The sequence below is a fragment of the Thauera sp. ZXT1-4 genome (genome assembly GCF_052598215.2).
In genome coordinates this window covers 37,375-58,760 of record NZ_JBQWSN020000019.1, presented here as the reverse complement: position 1 = coordinate 58,760, position 21,386 = coordinate 37,375, and the positions used below count along the sequence as shown (strand labels likewise).

At 64.6% G+C, this 21,386-nt stretch carries 19 protein-coding genes, 1 tRNA gene and 1 other RNA gene; 9 read left to right on the top strand and 12 right to left on the bottom strand.

The genetic code is table 11. The annotated features are described in order from the left end of the window. The 4 genes from ACUH78_RS14010 to ACUH78_RS13995 form a co-directional block, all read right to left on the bottom strand. Window positions 1-791: type II secretion system F family protein (locus ACUH78_RS14010; protein ID WP_445333746.1), on the bottom strand; the 791-nt coding region annotated here is incomplete at its 3' end. 14 nt (window positions 792-805) lie between these two features. After that, window positions 806-2,521 (bottom strand): type IV-A pilus assembly ATPase PilB, encoded by a 1,716-nt coding sequence (gene pilB, locus ACUH78_RS14005; protein ID WP_418364134.1) that lies wholly within the window; start codon window positions 2,519-2,521, stop codon window positions 806-808. 87 nt (window positions 2,522-2,608) lie between these two features. Further along, window positions 2,609-3,889 (bottom strand): HlyC/CorC family transporter, encoded by a 1,281-nt coding sequence (locus tag ACUH78_RS14000; protein WP_445333747.1) that lies wholly within the window; start codon window positions 3,887-3,889, stop codon window positions 2,609-2,611. A gap of 99 nt (window positions 3,890-3,988) precedes the next feature. Further along, complete coding sequence (locus ACUH78_RS13995) at window positions 3,989-4,831, bottom strand: cytochrome C assembly family protein (RefSeq protein ID WP_418364132.1); 843 nt, start codon at window positions 4,829-4,831, stop codon at window positions 3,989-3,991. A 48-nt stretch (window positions 4,832-4,879) separates the two neighbouring features. On the opposite strand from ACUH78_RS13995, the gene ffh reads away from it, so the two are divergent. Genes ffh through gloA form a run of 5 tightly spaced genes read left to right on the top strand, consistent with a single transcriptional unit; the run spans window position 4,880 to window position 8,979 of the window. Next, on the top strand, window positions 4,880-6,250 hold the full coding sequence (gene ffh, locus ACUH78_RS13990; protein ID WP_445333748.1) for a signal recognition particle protein: 1,371 nt from the start codon (window positions 4,880-4,882) through the stop codon (window positions 6,248-6,250). Between the two features lie 29 nt (window positions 6,251-6,279). Beyond that, a complete protein-coding gene (locus tag ACUH78_RS13985; RefSeq protein ID WP_445333749.1) occupies window positions 6,280-7,044 on the top strand; it encodes an EI24 domain-containing protein in 765 nt (254 codons plus the stop codon). Window positions 7,045-7,052: 8 nt separating this feature from the next. Continuing rightward, window positions 7,053-7,802 (top strand): competence/damage-inducible protein A, encoded by a 750-nt coding sequence (locus tag ACUH78_RS13980; protein ID WP_418364129.1) that lies wholly within the window; start codon window positions 7,053-7,055, stop codon window positions 7,800-7,802. Further along, complete coding sequence (locus ACUH78_RS13975; protein WP_445333750.1) at window positions 7,799-8,566, top strand: M48 family metallopeptidase; 768 nt, start codon at window positions 7,799-7,801, stop codon at window positions 8,564-8,566. The genes ACUH78_RS13980 and ACUH78_RS13975 overlap by 4 nt, the downstream gene beginning before the upstream one ends. Before the next feature lie 26 nt (window positions 8,567-8,592). Next, entirely contained in the window at window positions 8,593-8,979 is a 387-nt protein-coding gene (gene gloA, locus ACUH78_RS13970) for a lactoylglutathione lyase (protein WP_418364127.1), read from the top strand. Window position 8,980: 1 nt separating this feature from the next. Here gloA and ACUH78_RS13965 read toward each other — a convergent pair whose 3' ends face one another. Both ACUH78_RS13965 and ACUH78_RS13960 read right to left on the bottom strand, forming a co-directional pair. Next, on the bottom strand, window positions 8,981-10,099 hold the full coding sequence (locus ACUH78_RS13965) for an HD domain-containing phosphohydrolase (protein ID WP_418364126.1): 1,119 nt from the start codon (window positions 10,097-10,099) through the stop codon (window positions 8,981-8,983). Window positions 10,100-10,168: 69 nt separating this feature from the next. After that, window positions 10,169-11,413 carry a nitronate monooxygenase gene (locus ACUH78_RS13960; protein ID WP_445333751.1) on the bottom strand — a complete coding sequence of 415 codons (1,245 nt, stop codon included), beginning with the start codon at window positions 11,411-11,413 and terminating at the stop codon, window positions 10,169-10,171. Between the two features lie 165 nt (window positions 11,414-11,578). Between ACUH78_RS13960 and acuI the strand changes: the two genes are divergently transcribed. Then, the gene (acuI, locus tag ACUH78_RS13955; RefSeq protein ID WP_445333752.1) at window positions 11,579-12,562 is read left to right on the top strand and encodes an acrylyl-CoA reductase (NADPH); all 984 of its coding nucleotides are present in this window, start codon (window positions 11,579-11,581) and stop codon (window positions 12,560-12,562) included. Between the two features lie 57 nt (window positions 12,563-12,619). Beyond that, window positions 12,620-12,947, top strand: a transfer-messenger RNA (tmRNA) gene (ssrA, locus tag ACUH78_RS13950). A 45-nt stretch (window positions 12,948-12,992) separates the two neighbouring features. Here the strand turns inward: ssrA and ACUH78_RS13945 are convergent. The 5 genes from ACUH78_RS13945 to ACUH78_RS13925 form a co-directional block, all read right to left on the bottom strand. Further along, window positions 12,993-13,418 (bottom strand): DUF1850 domain-containing protein, encoded by a 426-nt coding sequence (locus tag ACUH78_RS13945; protein WP_445333753.1) that lies wholly within the window; start codon window positions 13,416-13,418, stop codon window positions 12,993-12,995. After that, window positions 13,415-15,448, bottom strand: a complete 2,034-nt coding sequence (locus ACUH78_RS13940; protein WP_445333754.1) for a TRAP transporter permease — start codon at window positions 15,446-15,448, stop codon at window positions 13,415-13,417. The genes ACUH78_RS13945 and ACUH78_RS13940 overlap by 4 nt, the downstream gene beginning before the upstream one ends. 170 nt (window positions 15,449-15,618) lie before the next feature. Then, complete coding sequence (locus ACUH78_RS13935) at window positions 15,619-16,578, bottom strand: TAXI family TRAP transporter solute-binding subunit (RefSeq protein WP_445333755.1); 960 nt, start codon at window positions 16,576-16,578, stop codon at window positions 15,619-15,621. 151 nt (window positions 16,579-16,729) lie between these two features. Next, window positions 16,730-17,920, bottom strand: a complete 1,191-nt coding sequence (locus ACUH78_RS13930; protein ID WP_445333756.1) for a CaiB/BaiF CoA transferase family protein — start codon at window positions 17,918-17,920, stop codon at window positions 16,730-16,732. A gap of 2 nt (window positions 17,921-17,922) precedes the next feature. After that, complete coding sequence (locus ACUH78_RS13925; RefSeq protein WP_435749782.1) at window positions 17,923-19,119, bottom strand: acyl-CoA dehydrogenase; 1,197 nt, start codon at window positions 19,117-19,119, stop codon at window positions 17,923-17,925. 137 nt (window positions 19,120-19,256) lie between these two features. Between ACUH78_RS13925 and ACUH78_RS13920 the strand changes: the two genes are divergently transcribed. Then, entirely contained in the window at window positions 19,257-20,102 is an 846-nt protein-coding gene (locus ACUH78_RS13920; RefSeq protein WP_445333757.1) for an IclR family transcriptional regulator, read from the top strand. A 320-nt stretch (window positions 20,103-20,422) separates the two neighbouring features. Then, complete coding sequence (gene wrbA / locus ACUH78_RS13915) at window positions 20,423-21,025, top strand: NAD(P)H:quinone oxidoreductase (protein ID WP_418364117.1); 603 nt, start codon at window positions 20,423-20,425, stop codon at window positions 21,023-21,025. A gap of 279 nt (window positions 21,026-21,304) precedes the next feature. Here the strand turns inward: wrbA and ACUH78_RS13910 are convergent. Beyond that, a tRNA-Ile gene (locus ACUH78_RS13910) sits at window positions 21,305-21,383 on the bottom strand. Between the last annotated feature and the right edge of the window lie 3 nt (window positions 21,384-21,386).

Below are 21,386 nucleotides of genomic sequence, written 5' to 3'. Positions count from 1 at the left end.
TCATGCGCTGGGGCTCGCGGAGCGGGTACGCGCTGAAGACAACACGGATTCAGGAGCCAGGCAATGACGAGGATCGTTCCGATCAGGATCCCGAAGATCAGGTACCAGAATTCGACGAAGAAGTCCGACATGGCGATGACGATCATCGTCGGGGCGGGGAGGTCGGCGCCGAAGCTGTTGAATACGTTCTTGAACTCGGGGATGACGAACAGCATCATCACCGAAACGACGAGGCCGGCCACGACGATCACCGCGGCCGGATAGAACAGTGCCGACTTGATCTTGCTCTTGATCGCGAGGATCTTTTCCTTGTACGTCGCGATGCGATCGAGAAGGTTGTCCAGGATGCCTGCCTGCTCGCCCGCGGCGACCAGGTTGCAGAACAGCTTGTCGAAGTGCACCGGGTGCTTCGAGAAGGCCTGCGAGAGGTTCGACCCGGACTCGACATCCGCGCGGATCTGATCGAGCAGGCGGGACAGCGCCGGGTTGCCCGAGCCCTTCATGGCAATGTCGAAGGCCTGCAGCAGTGGTACGCCCGACTTCATCATTGTTGCGAGCTGGCGGGTAAAGAGTGCGATGTCCTTGTCTTTGACGCGCCCGCCACGGGACATCCGCTGTTTCTTGACCTTGGTCGGCTGAATGCCCTGACGACGCAGTGTGGCATGCACGACCGCATCCCCCAGTGCGCGCATCTCCCCGCGGACCAATTTGCCGGTCTTGTCCTTGCCTTCCCAGTTGTAGAGCTCTTCCTTGGGTCCGGTGTGTCGCACCGCCCGGCTTGCCGTTGCCATGAGTCGAACGTCCTTTATTCGTTGGTCGTCGCCAGTACTTCTTCCAGCGAGGTGATGCCCTGCTTAACCTTGCGCAGGCCGGATTGCCGCAGGTCCTGCACGCCTTCACGTTGCGCCTGCGCTGCAATGTCCATCGAGTTGCCGCCGGTCATGATGATGTGGGCGATGTCTTCGCTGATCGGCATCACCTGGTAGATGCCCACGCGACCCTTGTAGCCGCTCCCCTTGCATCGGTCGCAGCCGGTGGGGCCCATCGGTTGCCAGCTTCCGTCGAGTTCCTCGGGGGCAAAGCCTGCCTCGATGAGCGCCTCGAGCGGGATGTCCACCGGCTTCTTGCATGAGCATAGCCGGCGGGCGAGGCGCTGGGCCGTGATGAGGATCACCGAAGACGCGATATTGAACGGTGCAACCCCCATGTTCTTGAGTCGCTCGAGGGTGGATGGTGCGTCGTTGGTATGCAGGGTGGACATCACCAGGTGCCCCGTCTGGGCCGCCTTGATCGAGATCTCGGCCGTTTCGAGGTCGCGGATCTCGCCCACCATGATGACGTCCGGATCCTGGCGCAGGAATGCGCGCAGCGCTGCCGAAAAGGTGAGGCCTGCCTTCTCGTTCACGTTCACCTGGTTGATGCCGGCAAGATTGATTTCCGCCGGATCCTCTGCCGTGGAGATGTTGATCCCCGGCTTGTTGAGGAGGTTGAGACAGGTGTACAGCGACACCGTCTTGCCCGAGCCCGTGGGACCAGTGACGAGGATCATGCCGTAGGGGCGCTCGATTGCGGCCAGCATGGCCTGCTTCTGGTCCGGATCGTAGCCAAGCGCATCGATGCCGAGCATGGCCGAGCTCGGATCGAGGATACGCATGACGATCTTCTCGCCGTGCAGGGTCGGCAGCGTCGATACGCGGAAGTCGATCGCCTTGTTCTTCGACAGCACGAGCTTCATGCGGCCGTCCTGCGGAACGCGCTTCTCCGAGATGTCGAGACGGGAGATGACCTTGATGCGTGCGGCGATCTTTTCCTTGAGTACCAGGGGCGGCTGGGCGATGTCGCGCAGGATGCCGTCGGTGCGCACGCGGATGCGGTAGAACTTTTCGTAGGGTTCGAAGTGGATGTCGGAGGCGCCCTCATTGATGGCGTCGATCAGCACCTTCTGGATGAACTTGACGACCGGGGCGTCATCGACATCGCTGCTGTCCTCTTCTTCGGCTTGCTGTCCTGGACCTTCCTGCTGCAGCAGGTCCATGTCGAAGGCCTCGCCGGTGAGGTCCTTGAGCGTTTCGGACGTTGACTCCGAAAGGCCCTCTACGATGCGCTTGAGCTTGTCCGCCTCGGCGATGACGAGATCGAGCTGCATGCCGGTCTGGAAGCGGATCTCGTCCAGCGCGCGCAGGTTCGAGGGGTCTGCAACGGCAAGCGTGATCCGGTTCTGGCGCTTGAGCAGGGGCACGACCTGATGCTTGGTGAGAAGCTTGCGGTCGACCGCATCGCGTGCAAACACCTGCGCGTCGAATGCGGAAATGTCCAGTAGCGGGTAGCCGAAGGTCTCCGCCGCGAAGTGCGCCATTGCCGTGCAGCTGACCAGGCCTTTTCCGGCGACTTCGAGGATGAAGGCGTTGCTGCCATCATGGGCTTGCGTCGAGCATGCGATCGCATCTTCTTCGCGCAGGTGCCCATGCTGAATCAATGCCCTGGCGAAGCCGCTCAGGGCCGGTTTGGAAGTTGCCGCCATACCTTGCTCTTCTCCGGAGTGCGGCCGATCTTGCACGTCGTGCCCGACCTTGTAAAGTGCTCTGTCATGCCATGTGTGATGCCTTCCTCAGGGCTGCGGCCGCTCCTGGAGCGGGCGATACAGGCGGGCAGTGCGCACCATGCGGTCTTCCGTCTGTACCACCTCCACCGGAGTATTGCCGATCTTCATTGATACGCCGGTCTCCGGGATGTCCTGGAGAAACTCGAGAATCAGGCCGTTGAGGGTCTTGGGGCCGTCGATGGGCAGATCCAGATCGAGGCGGCGGTTGAGTTCCCGCAGGTTGGACGAGCCGTCGACCAGCACGCTGCCGTCTTCGCTCCAGTTCATGCGGTTGCCGGCGTCCGGCGTGCTGGTGGTGAACTTGCCGATCAGTTCCTCGATGATGTCCTCGAGCGTGATCAGGCCGAGCAGTTCGCCGTACTCGTCCACGACGAAGGCCAGACGCTGCTGGTTCTCCTGGAAAAACTGGAGTTGCGAATACAGTGGTGTGTCGGCAGGAACGAAGTAGGGCCGCGCGAGCAGTTCGCGAATGCGCTCGACGTCGAAGTCCTGTTCCAGGGTGTCGCTGAGCAGGCGGCGCTGGTGCAGCACCCCGATCACGTGCTCGCTGTCACCGTCATGCACGGCCAGCCGGGTGTGAAAGCTGGTCGCGATCTGGCGCCGGATCTCTGCTTCCGGCTCGGAGAGATCGATCCCCTCGATCGCTCCGCGCGGCGTCATCACGTCTTCCACGGTGATGTTCTCGAGGTCGAACAGGTTGAGGAGGATGCTGCGGTGCTTGTGCGGGATGTAGTGTCCCGATTCCGCCACCATCGCGCGCAGCTCATCGACCGAGAGCCCAGTCTCGGCGTCCTTCCTGGGGTTGAGCCTGAACGTCCGCAGCAGCGCGCTGGAAAACAGATTGACGAACCACACCGCGAAATAGAACGTACGCAGGAGTGCCGTGAGCGGATACGCGACGATCGGCGCGAGGCGGTCGGCATGCGTGGCGCCGACCACCTTTGGAGTGATCTCCGCGAACACCAGGATCGCGAAGGTCACCAGCAGCGTTGCCGCGCCGAGCACCCAGCGCTCATCGCCGAAAAGCTCCATCGTCAGTACGCTGACCAGGGTAGCTGCGGCGGTATTCACCAGGTTGTTGAAGAGCAGGATCACGCCCAGCAACCTGTCGGTGTGGGCGAGCAGGTCGAGGGCCAGGACTGCACCGCGATGCCCCTGGGCAGCCAGGGAGCGGAGGCGGTAGCGGTTTGCGGCCATCATGACCGTTTCGGACATCGAGAAGCTGCCCGAGAGTATGAGCAGCACGATCAGTGCGACGACTTGGAGCGTCAGGCTAAGGTCCGACACGGGTAACGGGGTGTTGAGAGGGACCCCGAGTATTCGCGTGGGTCAGGACGCTGTCAACTCGCGCCCGGTACGCTCGAGCCCAGCACGCGCAAGGCCTGCTCAGGCCGCGCGGCCGAGCAGGACTTCAAGAACGAAGCGGCTGCCTACGTAGGCAAGCATGAGCGCGACGAAGCCCGCGAGCGTCCAGCGCAGCGCCAGCCGTCCGCGCCAGCCCCACAGCCGTCGACCGAGCAGGAGCCCGCCGAACAGGAGCCACGAGATGAAGGCGAAGACCGTCTTGTGGTCCACGCGGAAGGCTTGCCCAAACAGGGTCTCGGAAAACAGCACACCGCTGGCGAGGGTGAGTGTCAGCAGCACGAAGGCAATGCCGATGAGGCGGAACAGCAATGCCTCCATGGTCAGCAAGGGCGGCAGCCCTGAGAGCAGGCGGCTGAAATGGGCATTGTGCAACTGGCGGCTTGCGATCGACATCAGCATGGCGTGCAGCGCGGCGAGGGTGAATAGGCTGTAGGCCAGCATCGCGATCACGAAATGCGCGCGGAATCCGGCTGAGGTGGCGTTGGCCAGCACATGGTCACCCGGGAACAGCAGCGGGATCAGACTGGCGATGGCCCCGGCAGGCATCACTGCCGCGTGCAAGCCGTCGAGCCGGGTGTACAGCGTTTCCACCCAGTAGAAGCACACTGCCAGCCAGACCATGAGGGAAACTGCAAGACCGAAGCCGAAGCGCATCTCGTCGCCGGGGAAGATGCTGACGTGCAGGGTCAGGCCGTGTGCAATCATCGCGACGAGCAACAGCAGGCGCTCGCGGGTGCTCATGCACTCGCGCCTTGCGCTCAGGCGCGAGACGCCCACGTCTCCTGCCATGCAGGTCCGCCAGAAGAAGACCCCGAGCCCGGCATAAAGCGAGGCGGGAAGCAGATGAAGTAGAATTGTGCCCATACGTAGCTGCAGTTTACTCCAAGTCACGCGCGGAAGGCCTCTTACACAATGCTCGACAATCTGACTCAACGGCTGTCCAAGGTCGTGAAGACCTTGCGTGGCCAGGCTCGCCTCACAGAAGAGAACATCCAGGAGGCCATGCGAGAGGTGCGCATGGCTCTGCTCGAGGCGGACGTTGCGCTCCCCGTGGTCAAGGACTTCGTCGCCCGAGTCAAGGAAAAGGCGGTCGGCCAGGAGGTGATCGCCTCCCTGACGCCCGGGCAGGCGCTGGTGGGTGTCGTGCATGACGAACTCAAGGCGCTCATGGGCGGTGCGCACGAGGGCCTGAATCTTGCCACTCAGCCGCCGGCGGTCGTGCTGATGGCCGGCCTGCAGGGCGCGGGCAAGACCACCACCACCGGCAAGCTCGCCAAGTTCCTGCATGAGCAGCAGAAGAAAAAGGTGTTGGTGGTGTCGACCGACGTCTATCGCCCGGCAGCGATCGAGCAGCTGAAGACGGTGGCCGCCCAGGCCGGCGTCGGCTTCTTCCCCTCCGAGACGGTGCAGAAGCCGGTCGACATCGCGCTCGCCGCGCTCGATTACGCGCGCAAGCATCACGTCGACGTGCTCCTGGTCGACACCGCTGGCCGGCTTGCGGTGGATGAGGCCATGATGGCCGAGATCAAGGATCTACATGTCGCAGCCAAGCCGATCGAAACCCTGTTCGTGGTCGACGCGATGCTTGGCCAGGACGCGGTCAACACGGCGCGCGCCTTCAACGAAGCACTGCCGCTCACTGGCGTCGTGCTCACCAAGCTCGACGGTGATTCGCGTGGCGGTGCGGCGCTGTCGGTGCGCCACGTCACCGGCAAGCCGCTCAAGTTCGCCGGTGTCGGCGAGAAGCTCTCCGGGCTGGAGCCCTTCCATCCGGACCGCATGGCCAGCCGTATTCTCGGCATGGGCGACATCCTCGGCCTGGTCGAGGAGGCGCGCCGTGGCGTCGACGAGGAGAAGGCGCGGGTCTTCGCGCAGAAGCTCAAGACCGGAAAAGGGTTTGATCTCAACGACTTCAAGGAGCAGATTGCCCAGATGCGCAAGATGGGCGGGCTGTCCTCGATGATGGACAAGCTGCCGGCGCAGTTCGCGCAAGCCGCGGGCAAGCTGCAGGGTGGGGCGGAAGAGAAGGCCATCTCCCGCATCGAGGGCATCATCAACTCGATGACCCCGCTCGAGCGCACAAAGCCCGAATTGCTCAAGGCCAGCCGCAAGCGCCGCATTGCGGCCGGCGCAGGGGTCACCGTGCAGGAGGTGAATCGCCTGCTCAACCAGTTCGAGCAGACACAGAAAGTGATGAAGCAGTTCTCCAAGGGCGGCATGCAGAAGATGATGCGCGCCATGAAGGGCATGATGCCGGGCGGGCTCCCGGGCATGCCGCGCTGAACGCTTGAGTCCGGAGGCGAGGTGGGCGAATGAAGGACATTCTGGTTGCCCTGGGACGCGCCGCGCGTAGCTTGGGACGGCGCGACATCTTCTGGCATCTGCTCTGGCCGGGGCTGCTCTCGGTCCTGGTTTGGGCCGGCGTGGCCTTCTATGCGTGGACGCCGGTCACCGGATGGATCTTCGAGCAGGTGAGCAACTGGTCCTTTGTCGGCGGCTGGATCTCGGCCTCGGAAACGACGGCGGCCATCGTGCTGGTGCTGGTTCAGATCGCCGCCGCCTTGCTGGTTGTGCCGCTGGTCTATGTCACCGCGGCGATGCTGGTGGCGACGATCGCGTTGCCGCTGATGCTCGAGCGCGTGGCTCGCAGCGACTACGCGGAAGTCGAGCAGCGTCGTGGCGGCTCCAACCTCGGTAGTGCGTGGAATTCGATCCTCGCGGGCGTCCTGTTCCTGGCCGCACTTCTGATCTCCCTTCCGCTCTGGCTGATTCCCGGAGCGGGCCTGCTGATTTCCGTAGGCCTCACGGGCTGGCTCAACCAGCGTGCCTTCGGCTACGACGCGCTGATGTTCCACGCCGACAGGGGCGAACTCCAGCGCCTGCGCGATGACTGGCGGCCGCAGATGCTCCTGCTCGGTGGGGGCACAGCATTGCTCGCTTACGTGCCGGTGATCAACCTGGTCGCGCCTGCCTTTGCCGGTCTCGCGTTCGTCCATTACATGCTCGAAACCCTGCGCCGCCATCGGCTCAAGTACGGCGTGACCGTGCTCGATGCAGAGCCCGGCGCCATTCGTTGAGAACCCTCATGAACTTCGGTGCTCTGATCATCGGCGACGAGATCCTTTCCGGCCGCCGCAGCGACAAACATCTGGCGAGGCTGGTCGAGCTGCTTGGCGCGCGTGGCCTGAAACTGTCCTGGGCGCGCTACGTCGGCGACGATTTTGCCCGCCTGGCCGAGACTCTGCGTCAGACCTTTGCCACCGGCGACGTGGTGTTCAGCTTCGGCGGCATCGGGGCCACCCCGGACGATCGGACCCGCCAGGCGGCAGGGGCGGCGCTTGGTCTGGAGCTCGCCCTGCACCCGCAGGCAGAAGCCGAGATCCGCGCCCGTTTTGGCGATGAGATCACACCCGAGCGGCTGCAGATGGGCGTTTATCCGGTCGGAAGCGAGATCATTCCCAACAGTTTCAACCGCATTCCCGGCTTTTCGATCCGGCAGCACTACTTCACCCCCGGCTTCCCGGTGATGGCGTGGCCCATGGTGGAGTGGGTGCTCGATACCCGGTTTGCCCATCTGCATCACGCCGAGGACTACGTCGAGCAGGCGGTGACCGTGTGGGATGCCTACGAGGGGCAACTCATCGGCCTGATGCGTCAGGTCTGCGCCGACTATCCCGACGCCACGTTGTTCAGCCTGCCTACCATCGCGGCAGAAGGGCAGCGCCGCTCGCTGGAGCTGGGCATGAAGGGCAAGGCCGCGCGCGTGGCCGATGCGATGGCGGTGATCAAGGCCGATCTCGGTGCCCGCGGCCTGACCTGGGAAGACAAGGCTTGAGCGCTCGCGGCCGCGTTGCGGCACAGGAGCAGGCGCACAGCCTCTTGGTCGAAGGAACGCGTGTCGACCTGATCCTGCGCCGCTCCGCGCGACGTTCCTTCGCACTTCAGGTCGACCACCGTGGCGCGCGTGTGGCGGTGCCCTTGCGCACTCCGCTGGACGAGATTGAGCGCTTCATCCACAGCCACGGCCGTTGGCTGCTGGACCGGCTGCAGGCGCGGACTGCGGTGCGCGCCGCGCCGGCGATGGACATTGTCGATGGGGCCACGCTGCCGCTTTTCGGCTGCCCATTGACGCTTCGCCTGCACCCGGGCCGCAGCGTGCGCTGGCAGCTGGATGGCGCGCGGGAGGAACTCATGCTACCTACCGCCGTCGACACGCAACGTGCGCTCGTACGTGCGTTGCAGGCCCGGGCGCTTGCCTGGTATCACGGGCGGGTGGAGGAATGCTGTCATCGACTTGCGCTGCCCGTGCCGCCGGTGCGACTGTCGAACGCACGCACACGCTGGGGCAGTTGCAGTGTGCGCTCGGGTATTCGCCTGCACTGGAGGCTGGTTCATCTCCGCCCGGCCCTGATCGACTACGTGGTGGCGCATGAAGTCGCTCATTTGCTGGAGATGAACCACTCGCCGCGCTTCTGGGCGGTCGTCGAGCGTCTTTACCCGGGCTGGCGCGAAGCGCGGGCCCAGTTGCGCGAGGCCACGGCGACCCTGCCGGTCCTCACCTGCGCAGTCGGTTCTGCGCGCGGCGCACGGGAACATTGAACAAGCAAACGAACAGGACACCACCCATGCGAATTCTCCACACCATGCTGCGCGTCGGCGATCTCGACCGGTCCCTTGCGTTCTACACCGATGTGCTGGGCATGCGTCTGCTGCGCCGGCAGGATTACCCCGAGGGCAAATTCACCCTCGCCTTCGTCGGCTATCAGGACGAGGCCGAGGGCGCCGTGCTCGAACTCACGCACAACTGGGGAGTGACCGAGTACGCGCTCGGCACGGCCTATGGCCATGTCGCGCTCGAGGTTGCGGATGCAAAGAAGGCCTGCGACGAGATCCGTACACGCGGTGGAAAGGTGGTGCGCGAAGCGGGCCCGATGAAGCACGGCAGCACGGTGATTGCCTTTGTCGAAGATCCCGATGGCTACAAGGTCGAGCTGATCGAACGCAAAGACTGAATCAGTGCGGCGATTCCGGGGGCGACGGGATACCAAGCTCGTCGTCATCGCGGAAGCCCGCGTCGTCGTCGCGGAAGCGTACGCGAATCTCCAGCACGGCCTCCCAGGCATGCAGTAGCGCATCGACGCAGTCACCGTCGAAGTGCCGGCCGCGACCATCGCGCAGCAACGCAATCGCGCGCGACATGGGCCATGCGGGTTTGTAGGGGCGTGCCGACGTAAGCGCATCAAATACATCGGCCACGGCGACAATCCGCCCCTCGACCGGAATGTCCGTGCCGGCAAGGCCGTTCGGATAGCCGCTGCCGTCGAACTTCTCGTGGTGAGTCAGGGCGATCGTGGCGCCCAGGCGCAGGATGCTCGATGAGGAATCCTTCAGGATGTCATAGCCGATCTGGGAGTGGCGCCGCATCACCGCAAGCTCTTCCGTGGACAGCTTTCCTGGTTTGAGCAGGATGGTGTCAGGGATGCCGAGTTTACCCACGTCGTGCATCGGGGCTGCCAGCAGCAGGGCATCGGCCGACGCGGTCGAATGCCCCAGCTGTCGTGCGATCAGCGCCGAGTAATGTGCCATGCGCTGGATGTGCGCTCCCGTCTCCGGGTCGCGGAACTCGGCTGCGCGCGCCAGCCGGGTGACAGTCTCTTGTTCGCGGTCCACGATCGCCGCCGTCGCCTTGCGCACTTCGGCGGCGAGTATCTCGGCACGCTGTTGAGTGGCGAGATGGGCCTCGCGCAGTTTGAGCATGTTGCGCACCCGGGCGCTGAACTCATGGCCGTCGATCGGTTTCGTCAGGAAGTCGTTTGCGCCCAGATCCAGCGCCTGGTAACGCACTTCGCGCTCGTGGCTGGCAGTGACCATGAGGATCGGCAGGCTGTCCCGGTCGCGGTCAGCCCGTATCCGGCGCAGGAACTCCAGTCCATCCATCTCCGGCATCATGTAGTCGAGGATGATCAGGTCTGGCTCATTGCCCTGGCACCACGCAAGCGCATCGCGAGGCGCTTCGAAAGGGAGCGCGCGAGCCCCCCCGAGCCGGTCGACGAGCGAACGCATCAGGGCGAGGTTGAGTGGCGTGTCGTCGAGCACGACGACCTGCATCGATCTTTCGGGCAGACGTTCCATGCGCGCAAGTATTTCCTCTGCGGGCGCGCATGCCGAGGAACTATTCCTCGGCTGCCTGTCTGAGCGGAATCACTCCGGCAGGGCGATACGGCCCTCGGTGCTGAATTGATAATCCTTGAACACGTGCTCGGCGGACAGGATGCGGTAATCACCCGTCTCCCCGCATACCGAGGTGTCCTTGAGTCGGTAAGTGTAGTGCCCGCAGGTCCAGCAGTCGAAGTTGCGCATGTGCGTGCACAGACAGGTCTTGTCGAAGACTTTCACCTTCTTTGCCTCGGGGTGCGCAGCCACCTCCCGGTTGTAGGCCTCGATGTACTGGCAGTTGCCGGTCGAATCGAGCAGATAGCCGTATGCTTCGCAGTTGGGGCGGATGCCGCTGCCGATTGCCGGGCTGCTCTTGAGCATCCGCATCGGGTAGCCGGTAGGCGAGATCTGGTTGACCTCGATCTGCTCTTCGCTTGCTTTGAAATAATGCTGCTTGACGTCGTCGGGCAGGCCGCATTCGGCGGTTACGGTGAAGCGGGTTGCAACCTGCACCGCAGCCGCCCCGGCGTCGAGGAAGTTCACCGCATCGGTGCCGGTGAAGATGCCGCCGGCCGGAATCAGCGGAATGTCGAGCTGCTGCTCGCGCAGCCAGTCGCGGATCTCGGTGACGATGGTGGCGAGATCGTACTCTGCCCAGTCGAGGCCGAACCCGAGGTGGCCGCCGGCGAGCGGCCCCTCGACCACAACGTAGTCGGGCATGCGGCCGGTACGGGCGCTCTTCTTCAGAAAGAGCTGCAGCGCACGCAGCGAACTGACGATGATGCCCAGTTGCACATCGCGGAAGCGCGGGTGGTCCTCGATGAGCGCGAACGAGCCCAGATGCAGGCCGGCGGCGAGCGTGATGCCGTCGATGCCGTGATCCATCGCGGTGCGCAGGCGCACGCGCAGGGTTTCCTTCGGCGCGTTCATCGTCAGCTTTTCCATGCAGTTGATGAACACCATCCCTGGGCCGCGCTTGCGCTCCATGGTGCGACTGACGTGGGTCGCGGTGGCCTCGGCGATCAGTCCGAGGTCGAACTGCACCACTGACTTGTCGGCGTTGGCGACGTTGAACTTATACTGCTGCAGCTTGTTCTTGACGTACTTGGTGTTGTAGCGCCGGTCGGATACCGTCGGCAGCATGGCATCGGAAATGTGCCCGACTCCGCCCAGGCGTGCAGCCTCGAGTGCCAGGTCGGAAGTGGAGATGTCCACTCCCATACCCCCGACCATGATCGGCACGAGTTCGCTGGAACCCAGTTTCAGGCGGAAATCATCAACACGCTTCATTGCTTCGAGTCCGTTTGTTCGGAAGTCCCGCATTATCACCCGCCGAGGCGTTTCATTACAGCCCCGTGGCGCCCGTCGGCCGTTCGGGGCAGGCGTGCGGGTGATGCATCACCTGACTTATGATCCCGCGTGGGCATTTTAGTTTTCACAACGGAGGTCGACACCATGTTCAGGGCGGTTCTGATCGAGAAGGACGACGCAGGCTACCGTGCGTCGGTCAAGGCGTTGGATGAATCCACGCTGCCCGAGGGCGATGTCAGCGTACGCGTCGCCTATTCCTCGCTCAATTACAAGGACGGGCTGGCGATCACCGGCCGCGGTGCGGTCGTGCGCAAGTTCCCCATGGTGCCGGGCATCGACCTCGTCGGCACCGTGGAAGCCAGCAGCCACCCCGGCGTGGCAGTCGGCGATGCGGTGATCCTCAATGGATGGGGGCTGAGCGAGGTGCACTGGGGCGGACTGGCGCAACGGGCGCAGGTCCGTGGCGAATGGCTGGTGCCGCTGCCGGAGGCGTTCACCCCGCGTCAGGCGATGGCGATTGGCACCGCTGGCTACACCGCCATGCTGTGCGTGATGGCGCTCGAGCGCCATGGGGTGACGCCGGAGCGCGGCGAAGTCCTCGTAACCGGGGCGAGCGGTGGCGTGGGTAGTGTGGCGATCGCCTTGCTCGCGAAGCTCGGATTTACGGTCGTTGCGTCCACCGGCCGGCCACAGGAGGCGGATTACCTGAAGTCCCTCGGGGCCAGCGAGATCATCGACCGGAATGAACTCGGTTTGCCCGGAAAGCCTCTGGGCAAGGAGCGTTGGGCGGGCGTGATCGATGCGGTCGGCAGTCACACCCTGGCCAACGCATGTGCCACAACGAAGTATCGGGGCACCGTCGCCGCCTGCGGACTCGCGCAGGGGCTCGATTTTCCGGCGTCGGTCGCGCCTTTCATCCTGCGCGGCGTGACCTTGGTCGGCATCGACTGCGTGATGGCGCCGCGCGAGGATCGCCTGGAAGCTTGGCGCCGGCTCGCACGCGACCTCGACGTGAGCAAGCTCGAGTTGATGACCCGGGAGATTGGGCTCGACGAGGTCATCGACACCGCTACCGCCCTGCTCGATGGCAAGGAGCGGGGCCGTATCGTGGTGAACGTGGACCGCTGATCTGGTCGCAGGGCGAGCCTGCACGAGACAAGCGCTTACAAAGCTCGCCCGGTCGGATTGCGCCGAGGCATTGAATACGAAGGGCGACCTGCGTAAGATTCGCCGCATGGTTGTAATCCCGGCAATCTGGAGGCGTTCTGGACAGGGGTTCGATTCCCCTCACCTCCACCCAAGTGCATTCGGGAGTGTGCTTGGGTGGGGGTGTACCGGTTTCGACAGGGCGGGCAAAGGTGAGCAGGCAACCCGAGAGGCGACGGACGTAATCCGCGCAAATCCATAAACGCCAACGATGAGCGTTTCGCACTGGCCGCTTAAGGCCTATGCCGAGGCTGCTTGAGCCTTGTTACCAAAGAAAAGCCGGTGGGGACTTCGGTCCCCATCGTCACGTCTACGCCCAGGCCTGTTTGCGCCCAGGCCTCGCGATGGTTTCTCAGGGCGTTTGCCTGCAACCCCGCAGGGTCACGACGACGGCCTCTGCGGGCTGCGGCTCCAGCCCGGGCAGGTGGTCTGCGAGGGGTCGGCAGTGCCCGCCGGTGCAGAGTTCGTAGGGCGCGGCATACGCACTGTGTGTCAGTTCCAGCGCCTCGACGACGCGGCTCACGCGGTAGTGCCAAACGCCGTCTCGGAGTTCGGCGCCGGCCGGAGGCTCCATGCCGGCACCCGAACCGCGGACCCGGGCTTCCATCAGCGCCAGCGCCCAGGACTTCGTGTCGCCTTGGGATCCCAGGTCGGCGGGCTGGATCTGCCAGTCTTCTTCCCAGCGCTGCTTCTCGATCGAGTGGGTCCACGCCAGGGTGAATCGCTCTGCGGGTACGAATGCCGCCAGCGTGCCGCTCAGCAGGCAGATGCCGATCATGTGGTCGCCACGACGCTGCGGCGCTGGCGCCAGGCCAGCCAGCCGAACAGAAGGGCCGCACTGCCCAGACCGATCTCGTCGGTGATCGGCAGTGCGGCGACGAGAAAGAGGGCGCTCAGGAAGGCCCAGATGCGCAGCGGCCAACTCACCGGCTGCCACAGATAGCCAATCGAGGCGACGCCCCAGAGCGCAATCGCCACCAGCGCCTTGAAGACGATCCATGCGACTGCGAGAACTGTCGGGTCGCCCTGCAGCATCAGCTCTGGTGCATAGACCGCCATGTAGGGCACGACGAAGCCCGCGAGCGCCACCCGCACCGCCTGCAGGCCGATGCGCATCCCTGACACGCCGGCGATCGGTGCCGCCGCGAAGGCGGCTAGTGCCACCGGCGGCGTGAGATCGGCCAGGATTCCGAAGTAGAACACGAACATGTGCGACACGATCAGCGGCACGCCCAACTCCAGCAGCGCGGGTGCGGCCAGTGAGCTGGTGATGATGTAGTTGGGGATGGTCGGGATGCCCATGCCCAGCAGCAGGCAGACGAGCATGGTCAGCATCAGCGACAGCAGCAGGTTGTCCTTGCCGAGCGAGATGATGGCGTTGGCGAAGGTGGTGGCAGCGCCGGTGAGGGTGAGCACGCCGATGATGACGCCCACCAGGGCGCAGGCCACGCCCACCGGAAGCGCGTGGCGGGCGCCGTCAGCGAGGGCGTTGGCGGCGATGCGCAGCGTGGCGCGCCCGCCGCTGACGAAGAAGCAGAGCAGTACGAGGCCGGCGATCACGCTCAGGATCGCGCTGATGCCCCATTTGAAGAAGCCGGCGCAGAAGACGCCCAGCGCGATCCAGAACGCGAAGCGCAGCGCATTGCCACGCAGGCGGAGCGCCACTGCAGCGCCAAGGATCAGCACCGCGGTCAGCGCCAGACCGACCATGCCCGAGAACAGGGGCGTGTACCCCGAAAACAGGAGCCCGACCAGCACCGCAAGCGGCAGCAGCAGGTACCACTGTCGCCTCACTGCTGCCCAGGGGTCGGGGCACTCGTCCTTGGGAATGCCGTGCAGGCCGGCGCGCCCGGCCTCGAGATGGACCATCCAGAACGCAGTGACGAAATAGAGCAGGGCAGGGATGATCGCCGCCTTGACGATCTCCACATACGCCACCCCGATCGTCTCGGCCATGATGAAGGCGACCGCGCCCATCACCGGGGGCATGATCTGCCCGCCCATGCTCGAGGTTGCTTCGACGCCGCCGGCAAACTCGGGCCGATACCCGAAGCGCTTCATCAGCGGAATGGTGAACTGGCCGGTGGTGACCACATTGGCCACGCCCGAGCCGTTGATCGTACCCATCATGCCCGAGGTGACGACGGATACCTTGGCTGGCCCCCCGCGCGTGTGGCCGACCGTCCCGAGGGCGAAATCGGTGAACAGCCGGATCATGCCGGCCTGCTCGAGAAAGGCGCCAAACAGGATGAACAGGAAGATGTAGGTGGCGCTGACGTAGGTTGGGATACCGTAGATGCCCTCGGTGCCGAAGGTGAGGTGCTCGATGAGCTGGTCGAAGCCGTAGCCTCGGTGGGCGAAGTCACCGGGCAGGTGTTGGCCGAACAGGGCATAGGCGAAGAAGGCGGCGCAGATCAGCGGCAGCGCCGGGCCCATGATGCGACGTGCGGCTTCGAACACCAGCAGCAGGGTGAGGCTGCCGACGACGATGTCGGCTCGGGTCGGGTCGCCAGCGCGTACGATCAGATCCGATTCGAACAGCCAGTGATACGACGCGAGCAGAAGGGCGAGCACCCCCAGCAACCATGCGAGTGCGGGCACCGACCGACGTGGGAGCCAGTGCTGCATCAGCGCGAAGGTCATCAGCAGCATGAAGCCGACGTGAATCGCACGCACGACCTGCGAGGACAGCGGGTGGTAGGCCGCCACCACGATCTGGAAGGCGGAGAACGCGATTGCGATCAGGAACAGGGCGCGCCCCTGCAAGCCCTTGTCCCAACCGAAGGGGGCGACGTGTGCGTCCTGCATTTGACTGAGCCTGTGGGTGTGCCGTGGGTTGCATGCCTCACCGGCAGGCTTCGATCACAGGACAACCTCGATCCTGTGCGCTACCGTCTGCCCACCGGGGCGTGTGGTGAGGGGAGTGTCGGAAAGACGGCGTGGCGGCGCCTGGAGGAGGCGCCGTCACGCTGCCGGGCTCAGTTGAGCAGGCCCGCCTCTCGGTAGTAGCGCTCGGCCCCGGGGTGCAGCGGCAGCGGCAGATTGTCGGCCGCCCCCTCGGCCTGGATGCCGCGTGCGGCGGCATGGGCCGATACGAGCTGGTCGAGGTTCTCGAACATCGACTTGGTCTTTGCGTACACCACCTCGTCCGGCACTTCAGCGTGCGTGACGAGAATATTGCGGATCGCCACCGTCGGCACGTCCTCGGCCTGCCCTTGATACGTGTTCGCCGGGATCACGGAGGGTTGGTACGCCGTGTCCCCGATGCTCGCGACCACCTCGGCAGGGACGGGAATCACCGTGATATTGAGTGCATTGGCGAGATCGCGGATCGATGCGACCCCCAGCCCGGCGGATTGCAGGGTGGCGTCGAGCTGGCGGTTCTTGATGAGTTCGACGGACTCGCCAAACGGCAGGTATTCGACCTTGGCGAGATCCTCGTAGCTCATTCCCGCGCCCTTGAAGATGGCGCGTGCGTTGAGCTCGGTGCCCGAACGCGCTGCGCCCACGGATACGCGCTTGCCCTTGAGATCCGCCAGGCTGCGGATGCCGGAATCGGCGGCCGCAACGATCTGGATGTAGTTGTTGTAAATGCCAGCCAGACCCCGCAGCTTGTCGAGCTTGCTCTTGAAGCCGGCCTCTTCCACCCCGTTCCATGCCGCGGAAACGGAATCGCCCAGGGCGAATGCCACTTCGCCACGGCCCGCCTGCAGCAGATTGAGGTTCTCTGCGCTGGCCTTGGTGGATTGCACGCTGACGCGAGCGCTGGGCAGCGCATCGCCATACACTTTGGAGAGCGCGACACCGAGCGGGTAATACACGCCGCTGGTGCCGCCGGTCAGTACGGTGACGAACTGCTGCTGTGCGTGCGTGATGCCGCTGCCGACGGTGGCAAGGGCCGTGAACGCGGCGAGGCCGAGCGTGCGAATCAACTTCATGGTTGTCTCCTACCTGGTTGATCAGACAAATGGTCGTATTGGCTGAGGCCGGATCTTGTGCCCGGCTTGGGCGGTGAAACTGTGCGTCGGGCGGCACCCTGGAGGCAATGCGTGTTTGCCCGAACCTTGATACCCCGAAGGCGATTGAATTTCAGTCGATTGCGCCCTCCCTGCGCAGGGTTTCAATGCGCGCCTCGTCCAACCCGAGGACGCGTTGGAGGACGTTCTCCGTGTGCTCGCCCACCGCGGGAGGCGCATGACGGTAGGCGGGTGGCGTCGCCGACAGGTGAAGCGGATTGGCGAGCTGGGGGATGCCGCCGATTTCGGTCCTCATGCGGCGGTGGCGGATCTGTGGGTCTGCGAATACGCGCGCAAGGTCGTTGATCGGGCCGCCTGGTACGCCCGCCGCCTCGAGCGCCCGCACCCAGTCGTCGGTACTGCGCATCACCGTCGTCTGACGCAGCAGCGGGATCAGGGTCTGGCGGTGCTCGACCCGTGCCGCGTTGCTCTGGAAGCGAGCATCCGTGATCCACTCCTCGCGCCCGGCAAGGCGACAGAAGGCGGCCCACTGGCGGTCATTGCCGATCGTGAGCACGATATCCCCGTCCGCGGTCGGAAAGGCCTGGTAGGGGACGATGTTGGGATGCGCGTTACCCATGCGCGTGGGTGCCTTGCCCGAAACCAGGTAATTCATGGCCTGGTTGGCCAGGCAGGCGACCTGTACATCCAGCAGCGCAAGGTCGATATGCTGACCTTCGTTCGTGCGCTCACGGTGTGCGAGCGCGGCGAGAACCCCGACCGTGGCGTAGAGCCCGGTCAGGATGTCGGTGAGCGCCACGCCCACCTTCTGCGGTGGCCCGTCCGGCTCGCCGGTGAGACTCATCAGACCGCCCATGGCCTGCAGCAGGAAGTCGTAGCCGGGGCGCTCGGCATAGGGGCCGTCCTGCCCGAAGCCGGTGATCGAGCAGTACACCAGGCGCGGGTTGAGCGCCTGCAGGCTGGCGAAATCGAGCCCGTACCGCTTCAGCCCGCCGACCTTGTAGTTCTCGATCAGCACGTCGCAGTGCATGGCGAGTTCGCGCACCAGCGCCTGCCCCGCGGGATGGGTGATGTCCACCGCCACCGATTCCTTGTTGCGGTTGGTGGAGAGGTAATACGCCGCATCGCGCCGGCCGTCTGCTTCGAACCAGGGCGGGCCCCAGGCGCGGGTGTCGTCGCCGCCACCGGGGCGTTCGATCTTGATCACCTCCGCGCCAAGGTCGCCCAGCAGTTGCGAGGCCCACGGGCCCGCGAGCACGCGTGACAGGTCGAGCACGCGCAGGTGTGAGAGGGCGCCGGCCATGGTCAGCAGAAGGCCTGGATGCCGGTCTGCGCGCGGCCGAGGATCAGCGCGTGGATGTCGTGTGTCCCCTCGTAGGTGTTAACCACTTCGAGATTGACCAGATGGCGCGCCACGCCGAACTCGTCCGAGATGCCGTTTCCGCCCATCATGTCGCGCGCCATGCGGGCGATGTCCAGTGCCTTGCCGCAGGAGTTGCGTTTCATGATGCTGGTGATCTCGACCGCAGCCGTGCCCTCGTCCTTCATCCGGCCCAGGCGAAGGCAGCCCTGCAGGCCCAGGGTGATCTCGGTCTGCATGTCAGCGAGCTTCTTTTGTATGAGCTGGTTGGCCGCCAGCGGGCGACCGAACTGCTTGCGGTCGAGCACGTACTGGCGCGCGGTGTGCCAGCAGGACTCTGCCGCGCCGAGTGCGCCCCACGCGATGCCGTAGCGTGCGGAGTTGAGGCAGGTGAAAGGCCCCTTCAGGCCGCGGATATCGGGGAAGGCGTTCTCCTCCGGGCAGAAGACCTCGTCCATGACGATCTCGCCGGTGATCGATGCACGCAGCCCGACCTTGCCGTGGATGGCAGGCGCGGACAGTCCCTTCCAGCCCTTCTCGAGCACGAATCCGCGGATGCGCTCGACCCCGTCCTCATCCTGGGCCTTGGCCCAGACCACGAAGACGTCCGCGATCGGGCTGTTGCTGATCCACATCTTGCTGCCGCTGAGCAGCCAGCCGCCCTCCACGCGCCTCGCCCGGCTCGCCATCGAGCCTGGATCCGAGCCGTGGTCGGGCTCGGTGAGGCCGAAGCAGCCGATCCACTCGCCCGTCGCCAGCCGTGGCAGATACTTGCGCTTCGTGGCTTCGGTGCCGAACTCGAAGATCGGCACCATCACCAGCGAACTCTGCACGCTCATCATCGAGCGGTAGCCCGAATCGACGCGCTCGATCTCGCGGGCGATCAACCCGTAGCTGACATAGCTCAGTCCCGCACCGCCATATTCCTCGGGGATGGTCGGCCCGAGCAGGCCGAGCGCACCCATCTCGCGGAAGATCGACGGGTCGGTGCGCTCGTGGCGGAAGGCTTCCGTGACGCGTGGCAGGAGCTGGTCCCCCGCAAAGGCGCGCGCGGTATCCATCACCATGCGCTCCTCGTTACTCAGCTGCTGGATGAGTAGCAGCGGGTCATCCCATTGAAAAGAGGCTGTGCTGGACATGATCAAATCCGGTTGAAGTTCCGCTGTGCAGAACAAATAATCATCAATGTGCTGGAATCGTTGCAAATATCGCGCCGAATGAGAAGCGGGATGCGCACTCAATCGCCATAGAATCGAAAAATTTCATAGAGTGTTCCGCTATGCAGAACAGAAAGGCCGGGGTGTCGCGGGGGGCAGAAGAGGCCTCTGGGGATGGCGTAGATCGTCAGTTCGTGACGGCGCTCGCCCGTGGACTCGAACTGCTGCGCTGCTTCTCCAACGACGCCCGCCTGCTGTCCAATGGTGAGCTGGCCGAGCGCACCGGGCTCGCCAGGTCGACCGTTTCCAGGCTGACGCATACCTTGGTGCAGCTTGGCTACCTTGGCCTGGATGACGCATCGGGGCGCTATCGCCTGACCAGTGCGGTGCTGGCGCTGGGACATGCCGCGCTCGCCAATGTCCACATGCGCGAGATGGCCCGGCCGCTGATGCAGGATCTGGCCGATTACGCGCAGGCCTTGGTGGCACTTTCCGCGCGTGATCGGCTCAGCATGATCTATCTGGAAAGCTGTCAGCCCCGCTCGCTGATGACGCTGCAGGTGAGCGCGGGAATGCAGTTGCCGATTGCCTCCACCTCGATGGGGCGCGCCTTCCTGTGTGCGCTGCCCGACGCGGAGCGCCGCTTCCTCGTCGAGCAGATCCGCTTGCGTGACCCCGAGGCCTGGCCTGCCCTGGCCGAGGGCTTGCTGCGCGCCGACGAGGAGTTCCGCGAGCACGGCTACTGCACTTCGTTCGGGCATTGGAACCGTGACACGCATGCGGTCGCGGTTCCAATGCGGTGCCCGGGTCAGGATCTGTTGGTCCTCTCGGCGAGCGGGCCAGCCTATGCGCTCACCCGCGAGCGGATCGAGCGCGACCTGGGACCGCGGCTGGTCTACCTTGCGCGGGGAATCGAGGCGGGGGCGACAGAACGAGATGCCAGTTCCGAAGGGGAGCTAAGTGACTGACCCGTTGTCGGTTGCCTTGCAGTCTCCGCCATGCGGTGTGAGGCGCGGCGAGTTTGACCGCTGGTGCGTACAGACGGCTGATTCCCCGCTGCCAACGCGACATGGCGCATCGACGGGCTGCATCGACGGGCGCGACCTTGCGGGTTGAGGGGGGTATCGTCGAGCGCACCGCATGATGCATGAGAAGCCAGAAGGCAATCTGCGACATCGCGCGTGGCGCGGCCTGCCTATACTGCAGGATGCCCGGACCGCCCACGCGGGCTCCAGGCGCTTGAACGGCAGTTCCTTGCTGCACGATCAATCCCACGGAGAAAAACGCCATGACCAAGGTACTTGTTCTGTACTACTCGTCGTATGGACACATTGAAGCGATGGCATCCGCCGTCGCCGAAGGCGTGAGGGAAACAGGGGCACAGGCGACGATCAAGCGTGTCCCGGAGCTGGTGCCGGAGCAGGTTGCCCGATCGTCCGGCATCAAGCTCGACCAGGTCGCGCCGATCGCCACGGTGGCCGAGCTCCCTGACTACGACGCGATCATCTTCGGTACTCCGACCCGCTTCGGCAACATGGCCTCGCAGATGCGCAACTTCCTCGACCAGACCGGTGGCCTGTGGGCCAAAGGCGCGCTGATCGGCAAGGTCGGGAGCGTGTTTGCCAGTACCGCGACCCAGCACGGCGGCCAGGAGACGACGATCACCAGTTTCCACACCACGCTGCTGCATCACGGCATGGTCATCGTTGGCGTGCCGTACTCGGAAGCACGTCAGACGATCATGAGTGAAATCACGGGTGGTAGCCCCTACGGCGCGACCACGCTTGCCGCGGGTGATGGTTCGCGCATGCCGAGCGAGAACGAGCTTGGCATCGCCCGGTTTCAGGGCCGGCACGTCGCGGCAATCGCCGCGAAGCTTGCCGCGGGATAGGCACGCGCCGAGGGCCTATGGGGCCTGAGCACAGACGTTGCATCTGGGTGTGCCCAGCCAGCGCCATTACGGCTCGCCACCATTCAGAGACCCGGAGTGCGCAGTCGAGACTGGAGGGTACTGATGCGGGGCGTGAGAGCGGTGGCAGCGATCCACAAGCGGTGTGCGTGGCGAGTAGCGGCGAGGCGCTGGAACTCCGGGAGAACGGAGAACGCGGATGCTCTGAAAAGAAAAGCAAAACGCCAGCCCCGAGGGACTGGCGTAAGTGCTTGATGAAATTGGTGGGCCCCCTGGGAGTCGAACCCAGCACCAACGGATTATGAGTCCGCTGCTCTAACCAGGCATGAGCTAGAGGCCCGGT